The 16,017-nt window shown below is 52.2% G+C and carries 15 protein-coding genes; 1 reads left to right on the top strand and 14 read right to left on the bottom strand.

The genetic code is table 11. The features are described 5' to 3' along the window. The first annotated feature begins 211 nt into the window (after window positions 1-211). Window positions 212-832 (top strand): transcriptional repressor LexA, encoded by a 621-nt coding sequence (lexA, locus tag D3P08_RS09185; RefSeq protein WP_119599229.1) that lies wholly within the window; start codon window positions 212-214, stop codon window positions 830-832. Window positions 833-1,195: 363 nt separating this feature from the next. Here the strand turns inward: lexA and glnA are convergent, their stop codons facing one another. From glnA to miaA, 14 genes are all read right to left on the bottom strand, one after another. After that, window positions 1,196-2,524 carry a type I glutamate--ammonia ligase gene (glnA, locus tag D3P08_RS09180; protein ID WP_119599227.1) on the bottom strand — a complete coding sequence of 443 codons (1,329 nt, stop codon included), beginning with the start codon at window positions 2,522-2,524 and terminating at the stop codon, window positions 1,196-1,198. Window positions 2,525-2,551: 27 nt separating this feature from the next. Continuing rightward, on the bottom strand, window positions 2,552-2,962 hold the full coding sequence (locus tag D3P08_RS09175) for a MerR family transcriptional regulator (RefSeq protein ID WP_076334621.1): 411 nt from the start codon (window positions 2,960-2,962) through the stop codon (window positions 2,552-2,554). 60 nt (window positions 2,963-3,022) lie between these two features. After that, entirely contained in the window at window positions 3,023-4,318 is a 1,296-nt protein-coding gene (locus D3P08_RS09170) for a methionine gamma-lyase family protein (protein WP_119599225.1), read from the bottom strand. Between the two features lie 27 nt (window positions 4,319-4,345). Beyond that, window positions 4,346-5,638, bottom strand: coding sequence for a GTPase HflX (hflX, locus tag D3P08_RS09165; RefSeq protein WP_119599223.1), 1,293 nt, complete (start codon window positions 5,636-5,638; stop codon window positions 4,346-4,348). Between the two features lie 57 nt (window positions 5,639-5,695). Further along, the gene (locus D3P08_RS09160) at window positions 5,696-6,670 is read right to left on the bottom strand and encodes an AAA family ATPase (RefSeq protein WP_119599506.1); all 975 of its coding nucleotides are present in this window, start codon (window positions 6,668-6,670) and stop codon (window positions 5,696-5,698) included. A gap of 87 nt (window positions 6,671-6,757) precedes the next feature. After that, on the bottom strand, window positions 6,758-7,441 hold the full coding sequence (locus tag D3P08_RS09155; protein ID WP_119599221.1) for a YdcF family protein: 684 nt from the start codon (window positions 7,439-7,441) through the stop codon (window positions 6,758-6,760). Next, entirely contained in the window at window positions 7,438-7,995 is a 558-nt protein-coding gene (locus D3P08_RS09150; protein WP_119599504.1) for a ribonuclease FAU-1 family protein, read from the bottom strand. The genes D3P08_RS09155 and D3P08_RS09150 overlap by 4 nt, the downstream gene beginning before the upstream one ends. 185 nt (window positions 7,996-8,180) lie before the next feature. Further along, window positions 8,181-9,008 carry a carbohydrate ABC transporter permease gene (locus tag D3P08_RS09145; RefSeq protein WP_119599219.1) on the bottom strand — a complete coding sequence of 276 codons (828 nt, stop codon included), beginning with the start codon at window positions 9,006-9,008 and terminating at the stop codon, window positions 8,181-8,183. Continuing rightward, window positions 9,005-9,883: a carbohydrate ABC transporter permease gene (locus tag D3P08_RS09140; protein ID WP_119599217.1), complete on the bottom strand. Its 879-nt coding sequence runs from the start codon at window positions 9,881-9,883 to the stop codon at window positions 9,005-9,007. The genes D3P08_RS09145 and D3P08_RS09140 overlap by 4 nt, the downstream gene beginning before the upstream one ends. A gap of 105 nt (window positions 9,884-9,988) precedes the next feature. Further along, window positions 9,989-11,281: an ABC transporter substrate-binding protein gene (locus D3P08_RS09135; protein WP_119599215.1), complete on the bottom strand. Its 1,293-nt coding sequence runs from the start codon at window positions 11,279-11,281 to the stop codon at window positions 9,989-9,991. 154 nt (window positions 11,282-11,435) lie between these two features. Continuing rightward, complete coding sequence (locus tag D3P08_RS09130; protein ID WP_119599213.1) at window positions 11,436-12,086, bottom strand: peptidylprolyl isomerase; 651 nt, start codon at window positions 12,084-12,086, stop codon at window positions 11,436-11,438. Window positions 12,087-12,116: 30 nt separating this feature from the next. Beyond that, complete coding sequence (locus tag D3P08_RS09125; protein WP_119599211.1) at window positions 12,117-14,609, bottom strand: PBP1A family penicillin-binding protein; 2,493 nt, start codon at window positions 14,607-14,609, stop codon at window positions 12,117-12,119. A gap of 147 nt (window positions 14,610-14,756) precedes the next feature. Beyond that, window positions 14,757-15,002 (bottom strand): RNA chaperone Hfq, encoded by a 246-nt coding sequence (gene hfq / locus D3P08_RS09120; protein WP_119599210.1) that lies wholly within the window; start codon window positions 15,000-15,002, stop codon window positions 14,757-14,759. A gap of 17 nt (window positions 15,003-15,019) precedes the next feature. Further along, entirely contained in the window at window positions 15,020-15,994 is a 975-nt protein-coding gene (gene miaA / locus D3P08_RS09115) for a tRNA (adenosine(37)-N6)-dimethylallyltransferase MiaA (RefSeq protein ID WP_119599502.1), read from the bottom strand. Between the last annotated feature and the right edge of the window lie 23 nt (window positions 15,995-16,017).

Raw genomic sequence — 16,017 nt, 5'->3', positions numbered from 1 at the left:
AGTCTTATTATCTGCATAAATAGAACGGTATGAACCTTGATTCATCATAATCATTATCAGCACCCCAAACATTTGTTCTGGTATTAGAATAACACGAACAAATGTTCCAGTCAACAATAAATGCGAACCTTTGTGCCCCAGAACTTATGTTTGTACGAACCTCGGTTCTGTGTTATAATTTGACACAATAATACGAATGGAGATGATGTAAGTGTCGAAGCTGTCCAAACGGCAACATTCGATCCTTGAATTTATTAAGCAAGAAGTTCGGGAGAAAGGCTATCCGCCCTCCGTTCGGGAGATCGCCGAAGCCGTAGGGCTTCTGTCCAGCTCTACTGTACATGGGCATTTGGACCGGCTGGAGAAGAAAGGCTTTATCCGCCGCGACCCGACTAAACCTCGCGCGATCGAGATATTGAACCAGGACGAATCGGACAACGTCATTCCTTTCCCTGTCGCTCAAGTGCCGATCGTAGGTAAGGTTACCGCCGGTATTCCGATTACCGCTACGGAGAACATAGAGGATTACTTCCCGCTTCCAACTCACTTTGTTGGCGATAACAAAGTGTTTATTCTGAACGTTGTCGGGGAGAGCATGATCGAAGCCGGCATCTTGAACGGCGATTACGTCATCGTCCGCCAGCAGCAGACCGCCAACAACGGCGACATCGTTGTCGCCATGACCGAAGACGACGAGGCGACTGTGAAGACATTTTATAAGGAGAAGGACCATATCCGCCTCCAACCCGAGAATTCCAGCATGGAGCCGATCCGTCTCCACAACGTGACGATTCTCGGTAAAGTAATCGGACTATTCCGCGACATTCATTAATGCTCGAACAGGGCCGCTTCCAGACACATCTCTGGAGGGCGGCCCTGTTATTTATCCGCTCCGAAGATTGCATCTTAACCTGCGGTCTGACCTAGGCACTCGATTAGCTCAAAAACATGCCTTCTCCGTCCGAAAGCCCCGACAATCACGTCCCAGTTGTTATTCCATCCCCAAATGACCGCATAAAAGGTATGTACCCCAAAAAAGCGCGTATCGGATTATTTTCCGTACAGCCTCTTTCACACCGCTTTGAAGCCGATCACATCCTGATTTGTTGCTAACATTTACACAAAGTACACAAGTTTCAAGCACCTATCATAGACCAATAAAAAAAAGCTCTCGATTGATCGAGAGCTCTCAAGCTTAATAATGCGTCAAATATTGATCTCTTTCCCACTGATGCACTTGCGTGCGGTACATGTCCCACTCGATTTCCTTCAACTCGTAGAAATGGGCGAGGGCGTGGTCGCCAAGCGCTTCGCAGACGATGTCGCTGCGCAGCATTTCGTCCAGCGCTTCCTTCAGGTCAAGCGGCAAGCTCGGAATGCCCGCGTCGATGCGTTCCTCTTCGGACATGATGTAGATGTTGCGGTCCGTCGGAGCAGGCAGCGGCTCTTGGTTGCGGATGCCGTCAAGTCCCGCTTTAAGCATAACCGCCAGCGCCAAATACGGATTGGCAGCCGGATCCGGGTTGCGCACTTCGATGCGGGTCGAAAGGCCGCGCGAAGCCGGGATACGAATCATAGGCGAACGGTTGCTTGCGGACCATGCGACATAACATGGCGCTTCATAGCCAGGCACTAGACGTTTGTACGAATTGATGGTCGGGTTCGTGATCGCCGCCATAGCGCGGGCATGCTTCAGGATGCCGGCCATATAATAACGTGCGGTTTCGCTGAGTCCCAGCTTGTCTTTTTCGTCGTAGAAGGCGTTTTTGCTGCCTTGGAACAAGGATTGATGGCAGTGCATACCCGAGCCGTTAACGCCGAAGAGCGGCTTCGGCATAAAGGTCGCATGCAATCCGTGAACGCGAGCCACCGTTTTAACCACAAGCTTGAACGTCTGAATCTGGTCGGCCGCTTTAATCGCATCGGCATATTTGAAATCAATCTCATGCTGGCCAGGCGCAACCTCGTGATGGGAAGCTTCGATCTCGAAGCCCATTTCCTCAAGCGTCAGCACGATTTCGCGGCGGCAGTTCTCGCCCAGATCCATCGGCGCCAAATCGAAATAGCCGCCCTGGTCATTCAATTCGGTTGTAGGCTCGCCGCGCTCGTCGGTCTTGAATAAGAAAAACTCCGGCTCCGGACCAACGTTCATCGCGGTAAAGCCCATTTCTTCCGCTTCCTTCAGCACACGCTTCAGGATGCCGCGCGGATCACCGGCAAACGGCGTACCGTCCGGCATGTAGATGTCACAGATCAGCCTAGCAACGCGATCCTCCGCCACCCAAGGGAATACGACCCAAGTATCGAGATCAGGGTATAAGTACATGTCGGATTCTTCAATGCGAACGTAGCCTTCAATCGAAGAACCGTCGAACATCATTTTATTATCAAGCGCTTTGTCAAGCTGGCTTACCGGAATTTCAACGTTTTTGATCGAACCCAGCAAATCGGTAAATTGCAAACGGATAAATCGTACGTTCTGTTCTTTAGCTATACGCTTAATATCGTCTTTGGTGTAGCCCACAGAATCATCTCCTTCGAATCGATTGTGTTACCGTTTATTTAAGAAACGGGTTAATTGCCCCTGAATCAGGGATGCTTGCCCCGGCCTCTTCTCCAGCAGCTGCTGCTTCAGCAAGCGGTGAAGCTGTTGATCGGAGAGCTCGCGACGCTTCACTTCGGACTGTTCGCTGACGATCGTCGCATCGTCCGATTCCTTCGAAACCGGATTCATCACTTGTTTGATGCCGGCGATATTAACGCCCTTCTCGATCAAGGATTTGATCTCCAGCAGCCGTTCCACGTCGTTGAAGGAGAACAGCCGTTGATTGCCCGCCGTACGAGCCGGCACGATTAGCTCATGCTGCTCATAATAACGAATTTGCCTGGCCGTTAGATCCGTCAGCTTCATAACGATGCCTATAGGAAATAGGGCCATATTTCTGCGAATTTCATCAGCCATGTCGCACAACCTTCCACTCTCACATTTATGTTTTCATTGTATCGTCAGGCCATAAATGTGTCAAGGTATGTAAGGTTTGATTACAATCAATCCGCTTTCAACCAGCTTTTTTAAAGCGATTAACACGCCATACTTGGCATGAGCATACGTAAGTCCGCCTTGCATATAAGCGATATAAGGCTCGCGGATCGGCGCGTCTGCCGATAACTCCAGACTGCCGCCTTGAATAAATGTGCCCGCCGCCATAATGACCGGATTTTCATAGCCAGGCATGTCCCACGGCTCCGGAACGACATGCGCGTCTACGGCCGCCGCCTGCTGAATGCCCTGAACGAATGCGATAAGATGCTCCGCTTTACCGAAACGGACGGCTTGTATGAGATCCGTCCGCGGTTCGTGCCATTTCGGCTTGCTCTCGAAGCCAAGCCGTTCGAATAACGCGGCCGCGAACACGCTGCCTTTGACAGCTTGTCCAACCAGATGGGGCGCAAGGAACAGCCCTTGATACATCGAACGCAGCGTTCCTAACATGGCGCCGACTTCGCCTCCGATGCCGGGAGCAGTGAGACGATACGAAGCCGCTTCCACCGATTCCCGCGTCCCCGCTATGTAGCCGCCGGTCTCCGCAAGACCGCCTCCGGGGTTTTTGATTAAAGAACCTGCCATCAGATCAACGCCAACCTCCGTCGGCTCCAGCAGCTCTGTAAATTCCCCGTAGCAATTGTCTACAAATATGATAACATCGCTTTTGACCGCTTTCACACGCTTTACGATTTCGCCGATTTCCGCAACGGTGAACGACGCGCGCCAATCATATCCTCTGGAGCGCTGCACGCCGATGACCTTGGTGCGATCCGTAATCGCGGCCTCGATGCCTGCCCAATCGAGTCCCCCCTCCTCAAGGAGCGGAACCTCGTTATAGGTTACCCCCCAATCCTGCAGGGAGCCCTTGCCGTCTCCCGGTTTCCCGATCACTTTATGCAGCGTATCGTAAGGTCGGCCCGTTACATACAGCAGCTCGTCGCCCGGCCTTAGCACCCCGAACAACGCGCAGCTGATCGTATGCGTTCCGGACGCGAAGTGCGGCCTGACCAGTGCCGCCTCCGCACCGAACACATCCGCGTATACGAGGTCCAGCACTTCACGTCCGCGGTCGTTATAGCCATAACCTGTCGATCCAGCAAAATGAAAATCGCTCACCTGATGACGCTTGAACGCTTCGATCACTTTCCATTGGTTACGTTCGGCAATGCGATCAATTGCTCGAAAGGAGTTCTTCACCAGTTCTTCCGATTCGTCTGACAACCGGAGCAAGCTTTCCCACAGCTCTCCGTTCCCATGCTGCTCTTGTCTCATAATTTCCTGTTTCTCCCTTTGCTCGTGTTACGTTCTCGCATATGGCTTCAGCGGCTGTCCGTACAGCTCATAAGCGCTTTTGCTGATTTCAAGCTCCATGACGACTTCGTCTTCCTCTACCGATTGCCCTTTCACTTCTCCGCACCGGTAAGCAAGAGCGATCAAATCGCCCCGGTCAGCCGGCAGCCTCAGATCAAGGCGGCCGCCCGTCAGCATCTCCTGGATCGTTTCCCTAAGAAGCGTCAAATCCTCTTTATCGAACGCGCTGATGACCAGCGTTTTGACGCTCCGATGCGGGAGATCCACTAGCGACCCGCCTTCAGTATATAGATCCTTTTTGTTATACACCTTAATTACCGGCTTGTCCGAAGCTCCCAGTTCGCCCAAAATATCCTCGACAACAGCGATCTGCTCCTCCCTCATCGGAGAGCTGCTGTCAATGACATGAAGGACAAGGTCGGCTTCATTCACCTCTTCAAGCGTTGCCCGGAAAGCCGCTACCAAATCATGCGGCAGATTTTGAATAAAGCCTACCGTATCCGTCAAAATGACCTCGCGGCCGTTCGGCAGCTCCAGCACCCGCGATGTCGGGTCAAGCGTGGCGAACAATTGATTTTCTACGAAAACATCCGCATTTGTCAATTCCCGAAGCAGCGTCGACTTGCCGGCATTCGTATACCCGACTAACGCAACTTGGATGGCGCCGGCTTTTTTCCGTCTCGCGCGGTAAAGCTTGCGATGCCGGACAACCTCCCGAAGCTGAGCCTTTAGGTCGGATATGCGGCCCCGAATATGCCGCCGGTCCGTCTCCAGCTTCGATTCGCCGGGGCCTCGCGTGCCGATGCCGCCGCCGAGCCGGGACAGGTTTTTCCCGTGCCCGGACAATCGGGGAAGCAAGTAGCTGAGCTGGGCAAGTTCGACCTGGATGATCCCTTCCTTGGTCTTTGCCCTTTGCGCGAAAATATCCAATATAAGCTGAGTGCGATCGACGATTTTGAGGTCGAGCTCCTCTTCGAGATTGCGCACCTGCGCCCCGGAGAGCTCCTGATCGAATATCGCGGTCGTCGCGCCGAGCTCGTCCGCAAGGGCCTTGACTTCCTGCACCTTGCCTTTGCCGATAAACCATTTGGAGTCGGCCGTCTCCTTATTTTGCGTGATGGTCGTCAGCACTTCTACGCCGGCCGTCTCCGCCAGCTGCTCAAGCTCGATAAGCGAATAGCCGGAGTCTCCGCCCATTCGCTTATCTTCCGCCGTCACCAAACTGATCAATATTGCTTTTTCGATGCCATTGCCGTCAACAGTGTACGTTTTTTCGCTCATCTGCGCTTCCTCCAATGCTTTGCGTAAACAAAACGCGCTTCGTTAGTAAGCATCCGTTTATAGCTTCAAATCCTCCGGCCGAATCGACATCAATTCGACTCTGCCTGGAACGGAGTTCGAATATTGGCCGATTAGCCGAACCGCTTGATGGCGGATCGCCTTCTCTATTATATTGCGCACAAATCGGGCGTTACTGAAGGAAAACTCGTCATTTTGTTTTTCCTGCATAAGCAGCTGCCTTAATTTGAACACCGTCTGGGGCATCATCACATAATCCCGCTCCTTCACCATCATTTCGCCGATCTGGAGCAGCTGGTCAACCGTATAATCGGGAAATTCGATTTGGATGGGGAATCGGGAAGGCAAACCTGGATTCGTCATTAGAAACTGCTCGATTTCAAGGGGGTATCCGGCTAGAATCAGCACGAACTGATTGCGGTGATCCTCCATCGCCTTCACTAACGTGTCGATCGCTTCCTTGCCGAAGTCCTTCTCTCCGCCGCGCGCAAGGCTGTAGGCCTCATCCACAAACAAGACGCCGCCAAGCGCTTTGCGGACAAGATCCCTTGTTTTTTGCGCTGTATGGCCGATATATTCGCCAACGAGATCCGCGCGCTCCACCTCGATGAGATGCCCCTTCGTCAGAACGCCCATCTTCTGGAACAGCTTGGCAATAATTCTCGCGATTGTCGTTTTCCCTGTGCCGGGATTGCCTTTAAATATCATATGATACACTTGAGAGCCGCCGAATAAACCGGCTTCCGTCCTCATCCGGCTAATGTACAGCAAAGCGTAAATTTCGTATACCAGCGACTTTACGTTCTCCATGCCGATCATCGGGTCCAGTTCCTTCTGAATGTCGGCATAGTGGTCTCCCGCGGGAAGCGGCTTGACGGCAGGAAGCGGCTCCGCCTCCAGCGCATGCGCGGAAGCGCTGCTCCCGAATGTTTCGTGGCTTCTGAGCACCACATTAATTTGCCGGGAAGGTCTCGTTGTCCCGTTGCCTGATCCCGAAATGACATGGCCGTTCATCTGGCGCATCACCTGTCCTTTTTCAGAAGCTGCTAGCTGCACGCTTTTACAAAGTTTATTCTATCTTGCAGCGGCATATTAGCAGATTCACAGCATCGAATCAGGAGAGCGCAGGCCGAGCGTCATCGTGAGCCAGTCCAGCTTCCATTTGGTATAGGCGAGCACTTCTCGCGAATCATTGTAGAACTCATTTAAAACGCGCGATTTCACGCCGGCAACGCCTACTGTCTCAATCTTGGCATAGTTTGCGATTTCGCCGGCCCGCGAAGCATGGTAATCATGGGTAATCACAAGGAAGGTGCGCAAGCCTTGCTCCTCGGCCAGATCGCGGCTGTATACGAGATTTTGGAACGTGCTTGTCGCCTTCGTCTCTAGCAACAGCTTGTCCTCGGGAGCGCCCTTCTCGAGCAAATAGTTTCGCATCCCTTCCGCTTCGGAAAGCGTCGACGATCTTCCCCCATGACCCCCGGACAGGACAAGCGTCTTGACCGTCCCATCCTCCAGCAGCGCAAGCGCGGCATCAAGCCGCTCCTTCAGCGCGGGGCTGGGTCGGTCATTCCATAGCGCGGCTCCGAGCACGATGCCCGCGTCAGCCGGAGGGTATGATTCCTTTGCGCTGTACCCATTGATCAGCCACAGCATGTAACCGACCCATAATACGCCGGCCGCAATCCCCAGCATCATCAAACGAAATAGGAGCAGCCACGGACGAATGACGGACTTTCGCTTCCGCGGTCTGCTCCTCTTCTGCTTCTGAACCTGTGCCTTCATGATTCGCTTAGCTCCCCGGTACGCTCAGCCAAGCTTTTCCGATGCTTCAAGCTCAGCGTGAAATAGCGGAATCTGCCGTTACGTATGCTGGATAAAAGCCTGCCGGCCGTCTTCCGCGCTAACGCGGCATCTTTGCCTGTAACATCCCCTTGCCGCAGCGCGTCCTCCAGCTCATCCTCGTCCATGAGGTATACCTCGCCGCTTGGCAGCACAACCACATCCAAATACAAATCGTCAAACCACGGCACTTGTTGATCAGTCAATCCTTGCGTTTTGCATACATCGATATACCATTGCACAACGCGTCCTTTGTCATCGAACATCGTCGTAACGACAAAATGCTCACCCTTCGGAAAATGCTGCATCCATAAGTAACCCCGATCAGCCAAGCAGAGCCTTCGACCGTCATATTCCTTCCATAACGGCTCCCGTAACTCATGAATCCGATAGAAGGTAACCAGACCTCGGAACTCGTCACCGTCAAGGGCCAGGCAAGAGTAGCTTCTCCGCAGTATCCGGCGCCAATTCGCGCGGTCAGAAAATTTTCTCTTCATCTCGGTACGTACCTTTCCGTTCATTTAGGGTACCCCTATAAAAAAAGATTACCATATCTTAACGTCCATCTCCACCCGGCTGCAAAAATAAAACTGGAAAAACAAAGAACCCTTGTCTATTCCGGGAAGAAAGTCAAGGGCTCGCTAGCTGAAAACGGCTAAATAAACGGATGTCCTTCAAATCGCTATCCTTTGACCGCGCCGGAAGTAATCCCCGCAATAATGTACCGCTGCATAAACAGGAAGAAGGCGATTATCGGCAGAATCGCCATCGTGAGCGCGGCCATTCCTAAGTGCCATTCATTCGTATATTGGCCGAAATAAACGGCTGACGCGAGCGGTATGGTCTGGTTCTGACTGGAGCTTAACACGATTCGCGGCAGCAAAAAGTCGTTCCAGATCCAAAGCGAATGCAAAATCGCGATCGTGGATGTGATCGGCTTGAGAAGCGGCAGCAAAATCCGAATATATACGCCGATAACCCCGCTTCCGTCGATTTGGGCCGCCTCCTCCAGCTCGCGCGGCACCGTCTTAATAAACCCGTGATAAAGAAACACCGCCATCGGCAGGCCGAATCCCCAGTACATCACGATGATTCCGAAGATCGAGTCGATCAAGCCGAAATCCCTCGCTACTTTGACAAGCGGGACCATTAGAGTCTGAAACGGAATGACAAGCGCGGAGAGGATCAACAGGAAAATCGCGTTGCTGATCGCTCCGGGTCTTCTGACGAGCTGGTAAGCCGCTGCCGAGCTGATGAGCAGAATGCCGGCAACGGACAGCACCGTGATAATGAGTGAATTCATCAGCACGCCGGGGAAGTTAATCTGCTTCCAGACGACCGAAAAGTTCTGGAACTGAACGACCTTCGGCAATCCGATTGTAGACGTCAACACTTCATTATAGGTTTTGAAGCCGTTCACAAATGTGATATAAAGCGGGAACAAAAAAAGCAGCGCAAGCACGATCATAATGAGCTCAAGCAACACTTTACCCGCGCGGTTCTCTTTCATGACTCCACCTCACTGCGTTTCATGACGCTGACTTGCACCAACGTGATTGTCGCGAGCACCACAAAAAAGACGACGGCTTTCGCTGAAGCGTACGTAAACAGATTTTTCGTGAACGCGTCTAAATATATGTGCAAGGCAAGCGATTCGGTCGTGCCGAAAGGCCCGCCTTTGGTGAGCGCAAAGTTTAAGTCAAAGGACTTGAATCCATTGGAAAGCGCAAGGAACAAATTAATGGTCATGGCTGGTCTGATGAGCGGCAGCACCACACTACGGAATTGCTGCATGACCCCGGCACCGTCGATGCTGGCCGCTTCGAGCAAATCTTTGGGAACCCCCTGCAGCGCGGCCAAATAAATGACCATATAATAACCGGAGGAGTGCCAAATCGTTACGAGAACGAGCGACCAAAAAGCATAATCGGGCAAGCTCAGCCAGTTTTTCATAAACAATGTCCACTGGGTCGCTCTGCCGATATCGGCGAACAGCTGCGTAATGATAAACTGCCAAATAAAACCGATAATAATCGAACCGATGACGTAGGGAAGGAAAAAGGCGGTTCGCAAAATATTTTTGGTCTTCAAAGCCGTATTTAAAGCGAGCGCAAGCGCCAGACCGACAACGTTTACCAGTATCGTGGTAACGATAACGTATTTAAGCGTGAAAGCGAAGGACCGATAGAAGGCGTCATCCTTCCACATCATCCGGTAATTGTCGAGCCCCACCCAACGGATGACGGTGCTTATGCCATTCCAATCCTGAAAGGAAAAAATAATCGCGCGCAAGAATGGCAGCAGAACGATTAAGGCAAAGACGAAAACTGCAGGCGCAACAAACAGGATATAGATTAAATTTTGCTGAAGTCTCCTCGTTGGCATGAACTACACCTCCCGCTCTTTATTCACACACAATTCGAAGAGGTCGGCCAGCCCCGCGGGGCCGGCCGTCTTCTCCATAAGGGTTACCTTTAATCAAATACCGCCTTATTGCTTCTTCCTGGCATCCCAAATCGCCTGAATCTCTTTTAAAGCTTGCTCGCGGTTCATCTGATTGCCGACATAAGCCTGCAGCGGCTTTGCAAACTCCTGGTTGGATCCGGCAGGCCATAACGTGTGCGCCCAAGGAATCGTCTGGTTTTTCTCCACATAGGCGCTCAGATCGGCAGCCAGCGGCCCCAGCTCTTCCGTCGTTTGAAGATCGGTAAAGGCCGGGATGAGCTTAAAGGATTCGACGAGATATTTTTGTCCATTGGTGTGCAGCCAGTCCAAAAACTTTTTGGCTTCGTCGACATGCTTTGAATTTTTGTTGACGACGTAATAACCCGGTACGCCAACAGGCAATTTGGTTTCATCGGCATTATCCGACAGCGGGATCGCGAACATTCCCATCTTAATATCCGGGTTGATTTTCAGAATCGAATTGATCGTCCATACCCCTTGCTGCATCATGGCCGTCTTGCCGGACGCAAAATCCGATACCTGCTGATCGTAACTGATACCGACGGATTCAGGACCTTTGCCGTACTGCATCGTCATATCGAGCACATCAAAGAATCCGTTCATATGCGCCAAGTCGGCGACCTTCGTCTCGCCTTTATTAATTTTCTCTACCGTTTCCTCTGGCTTTGCTTCATAAGCGAACGGCAGGTTAAACAAGTGCTGCCCGAGAATCCACCATTCCTTATACCCTTCCGAATAAGAAGAGATGCCTGCCGCTTTTAGCTTCTCGTTTACTTCCTTCAGCTCGGACAGCGTCTTTGGAACGTCGGTAATTCCCGCTTTGGCGAACAGGTCTTTGTTGTAGATAAAGCCGTAGCCCTCGAACGCGAATGGAAAGCCCAGCTTCTGATTGTTTATCGTCATACCCGGAACAGCAGCCGGAGCCAATTTGTCAACCCAAGGCTCTCCCGATAAGTCCGCAAGGCGGTCGGACCAGTCCTCGATATCCGTATAAGCTTTTGCGGCAAAAATATCGGGCTCGTCGCCAGACGCAAACCGGGTTTTAAGGAGCGTTTCATAGTCGGTCGTAACCTGAGCTTCAATCTTGACGTTCGGATGCTCGGCCATGTAATCCTTGACCATGGCTTGTACCTGATCGGTGATTTCCACCTTGAACTGCATCAGCTTAAGGGTGACCTGCTTGCCTCCCCCTCCCCCCGTCTCTTCCTGCTTCTGACCATTATTATTGGTGTTCGTTCCTCCTCCGCCTGCGCAGCCCGAAACAGTCATCGCAAGCAAAATGCTTGAAGCGCAGATGGATAGCCATTTTTTCATCATGTTCTATACCTCCGTCACATCGTTGTTGCATTTCAAGTTTCAAAGATGTTGATTATTCTGATTAATGAGGCGAGCGAATATGCACAAAATAAAAAAAACGGTTGGATTCGGCTCATAAAAAACCAAATCCAACCGTTTTTTCAGTAGATCTTGTCTAGCTTTCTTCAATCGTTATCGATTCGATAACGATTGGCTCCAGCGGCACGCCGTCCTTCACAGGCGTCGACGCAATCGCTCGTATGACATCCATTCCTTCCGTCACTTTGCCGAATATCGCATAATTCGGCTGGCGGTTTAGGTTAGACGCCTCATCCCCGGTGCAAATAAAAAATTGACTGCTCCCCGTATTCGGTGAACCCGTATTGAACATGGCAACCGTGCCGACATCGTACGAAGCATCCGCGTCAAGCTCATCCGGAATGCGATAACCGGCCCCGCCCGTTCCGTTTCCTTTCGGGTCGCCCGTCTGAATCATGTAAGACTCTATGACGGAATGGAAGGTGAGCCCGTTATAAAAGCCTTCCCGCGCCAAAAAAACGAAATTGTTTACGGTAACCGGCTTCTTCATCGCATCTAAAGCGATCACGAACTCGCCTTTGCTCGTCTCGACTCTCGCCAGATAATGCTTGTCCAGGTCAATCGACATTTCCGGCATCCTGTCCCAGCTTAATACTTTGCCGGGGGCGCCGGACGCATTGTCCGACACCGCCACAGCGCCTTCCTTGCCGCCGCAACCGGCAAGCAAAAGAAGAATCGCAAGTCCAGCAAGTATATTTCGGTATGGTACCCATTCACGAATTGACATGTTCAACCACCTATTCTAGAACACAGTCTGTTATACGCCGTCGTCTCCTAATCTCTCTAACAATTGATCGATGTTTTGTTCCGTAGACGGCGTAGGAGTAGGTTCCGTCGCCCCTTCTCCATTTCCAGTTCCAGGCTGTTCTGTATTTTGCGGCGTATCCGTTTCGATCGGCAATCCGCCATCCCCGCCGTTGCCTATGCCGCCGCCTGTTTCAGGCGGAAGTCCCTCTTCGCCCGGGAGCGTCTCGACCGGATCGCTCGGCACCGGTTCCATTGGAATGTCAGGCAGATCCAAGGACACCTCAGGGATCGAAACGGTTATCGCCGTTGTCGGATCGCTTCGTTTTTCCGTCTTCGCGTCATAGGCGAGGACGTAGTATTCATACGTAACGCCTGGGAAGACGCTCATATCTTCCACATATGGGTTAACCGCGTCAGAGAAGTGAATATAATCGCTTGCTCCGCTTTCCTTACGGTAGACCTCATAGGTGATATCTTTGTCATCGAGAGGATCCCAGCTTAAGCGCACTTTAACCTCTTCTTCCACGAACTCCGCTTTAAAGTTTGTTATCTTCATCGGAGTCTCTTCTTTCTTCACGCCTTCCGGCTGACCGAAGCTGCCCTTTTCAACGCCCTTCATAGCAGGAAGCATCACTTTAGAGAACAGCGCGGCTGCCGATTGGCCTCCGCCTTTCGTCAAGAGATGATCCTTGTCTGTTTTATCGTATCCCATCCAGACGGCCGCTGTCCACTCCGGCGTATAACCGACGAACCAAGCATCCCTAATTTTATCGCCTTTTAAGCCGGGAATGCCATGCTGCGTTGTACCCGTCTTGCCTGCCACCGGACGGTCGATAGCAGCGCGGGCGCCCGTGCCGCCTTTGCTGACGACGGACTGCATCATCTCGGTCAAATACCATGCCGTATCCGGCGACATCAGCTGCTTGGCAGCCGGCGATTCGTACTCGTAGCCTTTATAGCTCTTCCCTTCGATCTTCGTAATCGTATGCGGGTCGACGGACTTGCCGCCGTTCGCGATAATACTGTACGCGGTCGCCATCTCAAGCGGCGAAGCGCCTTTCGTTAGACCGCCAAGCGCTAGCGCCAGGTTGCGGTCTTCCTTCTCGATTTGAAGACCAAGCTTCTCGGCGAACGCAGCGCCTTTGCTCACGCCGATTTCATTCAGCATCCAAACCGCCGCAAGGTTGCGGGACTCCTTGACCGCCTGCGTCATCGTAACAGGCACGGCTCCCCACGCGTCAGACGGACAATAGTTGGAGAAGCATTTCTTATCGTTCTTCAGCGTCGTCCACGGGAAGTATTTGCCAGTCTCCAGCGCCGGACCGTACACCACGAGCGGCTTGATCGCCGAGCCCGGCTGGCGGCGTTTATCGACGCGATTCCAGCCCTTCTCCTCGTAATACCGGCCGCCGGACAGCGCTTTGATCTCGCCGTTCCGGTGATCGATAATGATCATAGAGCTTTGCGAGATTTGGTCGTCATTGCTCTTCTCGAAATTATCGTCATTCGCGTATTGTTCATCCATCGCCTTCTGGGCCTGCTGGCTAAGCGACGTATAAATATGGAGTCCGCTGACGCGAAGCTCTTCCTCCGTCATATTCGTAATTTCCATCGCTTCTTCGATGACATAGTCGACGTAAGCCTGATAGGAGCCGTTTTTCATTTCCTCCGCTCTAGCCGGAGCTTTATAAACGACGGCTTTCGCCTGTTCCTTCTCCTCCGCCGTAATGTAGCCTTGCTTGTACATCAGCTCAAGCACGACCGCTCTGCGGTTCATCGAGGCTTCCGGATCGTTGACCGGGTTGTAGCGGTTCGGCGCCTTCGGCATCGCAGCGAGCGTCGCGGCCTGCCACAGCTCCAGATCCTGAAGCTCAACGCCGAAGTAATAATCCGCGGCGGCTTTAATGCCGTGAATGCCTTTGCCGAAATAGATCCGGTTCAAATACATCGTCAATATTTCGTCCTTCGTCATTTGCTGTTCCAATGCGACTGCAATGGAAGCTTCGGTCGCCTTCCGGAAAAACGTCTTGTCCGCAGACAAGAACACGTTTTTAGCCAGCTGCTGCGTAATCGTGCTGGCCCCTTCCACAGCGCTGCGCGCGATAACGTCCTTTACGACCGCCCGGCCGATCGCCCAAAAGTCGAGTCCGGAATGCTCGTAGAACCGTTCGTCCTCGGTCGCTACAATCGCGTTGCGCATCACCTCGGGGATTTCCGCGAATTCGGCAATTTCGCGATGATCCATGTAATCGTAAAGCCTTGAAATTTCTTGGCCTTCGGCATCGTAAATGATCGACGCTTCGCCGAACTCAAGCTTGCTGCCGTTCTCCTCCAAGATCCTTTCGCCATTCAAAACGATAAGCAGATAACCGATAATGCCGCATACGATCCCGATCACGATAGTAAAGAAAATGCCGTAAAACCAACCGCGTCCCGAGATCCTTTTTTTTCTTTTCTTTGGCTTTGCGCCGGATGTTTTTGTTCTTTTTGTTTGTTCTCTCATGATGTCTCCCCTCCTGCAATTCTCTCGTTTAACGACTCTGCCGCGGAAACGGCAAGAGCAACCCAGCTAATTGAGCGGGTTGCCCTTGCGTGCCGCTATCTAGTTAAACGAAACCCTTTATAAGAAAGTTTCACGTCCCGCGTGATTCTAGACCTCAGTCGAGCTTTGTTCTTGCTGCATGAGCGACACGTTGCGCTGCGGCACGAAGGTAGAAATCGCATGCTTGTACACCATTTGCTGACGGCCTTCGCTGTCGATAATGATGGTAAAATTATCAAAGGCTTTTATGACGCCGCGAATTTGAAATCCATTCATCAAAAATACGGTAACCGGTATGTTATCCTTGCGCAGCTGGTTCAGGAACGTATCTTGAATATTGATTGTTTTGTTCATTGGACGTTAACCCCCGTCTAAAAAGATTGATTAGAAGTATATTCAAGATGATCTTGAAACTTTCCTGCTATTATACCATGAATCGCTTGCAAATTGTTGTGAAAATTTTCCCCCATGTCAATCCACCGGATATCTTTCATGTGGCGGAACCATGACAGCTGGCGTTTCGCAAACCTTCTGGTATCCCGCTTCAGCAGTTCGACGGCCGCTTCGTAGCTGCATTCCCCGTTCAAATAACGGACGATCTCCTTGTACCCGAGCGCTTGCATCGGAACGGCATGAGAAGGCAGCCCCCGCTTCATTAGCTCCTCCACTTCGGCGACAAGTCCCTCCTCCAGCATCAGATCGATACGGCGTTCGATGCGCCGGTACAGCTCCGCCCGGTCCATCGTCAGTCCGATAATAAGAAGATCGTAAGGCGACTCCTTTTTCTGTCCTTCCTGCTGCTCCGAGAACGTCTGGCCGGTCAAATGATGCACTTCGAGCGCGCGGATAACCCGGCGAATATCGTTTGGATGCAGGCGGTCGGCGGCTTTGGGATCGATGCGGGCCAGCTTTTGATGAAGCGCGGCTGCCCCGTGCCCGGCCGCAAAGGCTTCCTGCTCTGCCCGGAACGCATCGTCCGATCCGTTCTCCGCGAATTGGTACCGGTAGCAGAGCGATTCGATATATAGCCCCGTTCCTCCGACGATGAACGGCAGCTTTCCTTGGGATGCAATTTCCGCAATCGCCCGCTCCGCCTCAGCTTGAAAATCGGCCGCCGAATAAGCCTCCTCGGGCTCTCTAATATCAATCAGATGATGAGGGACGCCTTCTCTCTCATCCTCTTTGATTTTGGCTGTGCCAATGTCCATTCCTCGATAGACCTGCATGGAATCGCCGGAGATGATCTCCGCGTTCCAAGCTTTTGCCAGATTGAGGCTGAGCGCGGTTTTCCCGACCGCCGTCGGCCCGATCAGGACCAGAAGCGGCTGCTTTTTCGCCCCCGTGATCTGCTCCCATCTCGGGGGATGGC

This window comes from Paenibacillus nanensis (genome assembly GCF_003583765.1).
Taxonomy (GTDB): domain Bacteria; phylum Bacillota; class Bacilli; order Paenibacillales; family Paenibacillaceae; genus Pristimantibacillus; species Pristimantibacillus nanensis.
The sequence above is the reverse complement of the archived record's forward strand: the minus strand, read 5'-3'. Positions and strand labels throughout refer to the sequence as shown.

What these genes read in the sequence shown, in the direction of transcription:
- hflX (WP_119599223.1), bottom strand. Translation starts at nt 5,638, where the DNA reads ATGAGCGAAAAAACGTACACTGTTGACGGCAATGGCATCGAAAAAGCA.
- D3P08_RS09145 (WP_119599219.1), bottom strand. Translation starts at nt 9,008, where the DNA reads ATGAAAGAGAACCGCGCGGGTAAAGTGTTGCTTGAGCTCATTATGATC.
- D3P08_RS09150 (WP_119599504.1), bottom strand. Translation starts at nt 7,995, where the DNA reads ATGAAGAGAAAATTTTCTGACCGCGCGAATTGGCGCCGGATACTGCGG.
- D3P08_RS09155 (WP_119599221.1), bottom strand. Translation starts at nt 7,441, where the DNA reads ATGAAGGCACAGGTTCAGAAGCAGAAGAGGAGCAGACCGCGGAAGCGA.
- D3P08_RS09130 (WP_119599213.1), bottom strand. Translation starts at nt 12,086, where the DNA reads ATGTCAATTCGTGAATGGGTACCATACCGAAATATACTTGCTGGACTT.
- hfq (WP_119599210.1), bottom strand. Translation starts at nt 15,002, where the DNA reads ATGAACAAAACAATCAATATTCAAGATACGTTCCTGAACCAGCTGCGC.
- D3P08_RS09140 (WP_119599217.1), bottom strand. Translation starts at nt 9,883, where the DNA reads ATGCCAACGAGGAGACTTCAGCAAAATTTAATCTATATCCTGTTTGTT.
- D3P08_RS09160 (WP_119599506.1), bottom strand. Translation starts at nt 6,670, where the DNA reads ATGAACGGCCATGTCATTTCGGGATCAGGCAACGGGACAACGAGACCT.
- D3P08_RS09170 (WP_119599225.1), bottom strand. Translation starts at nt 4,318, where the DNA reads ATGAGACAAGAGCAGCATGGGAACGGAGAGCTGTGGGAAAGCTTGCTC.
- D3P08_RS09125 (WP_119599211.1), bottom strand. Translation starts at nt 14,609, where the DNA reads ATGAGAGAACAAACAAAAAGAACAAAAACATCCGGCGCAAAGCCAAAG.
- D3P08_RS09175 (WP_076334621.1), bottom strand. Translation starts at nt 2,962, where the DNA reads ATGGCTGATGAAATTCGCAGAAATATGGCCCTATTTCCTATAGGCATC.
- D3P08_RS09135 (WP_119599215.1), bottom strand. Translation starts at nt 11,281, where the DNA reads ATGATGAAAAAATGGCTATCCATCTGCGCTTCAAGCATTTTGCTTGCG.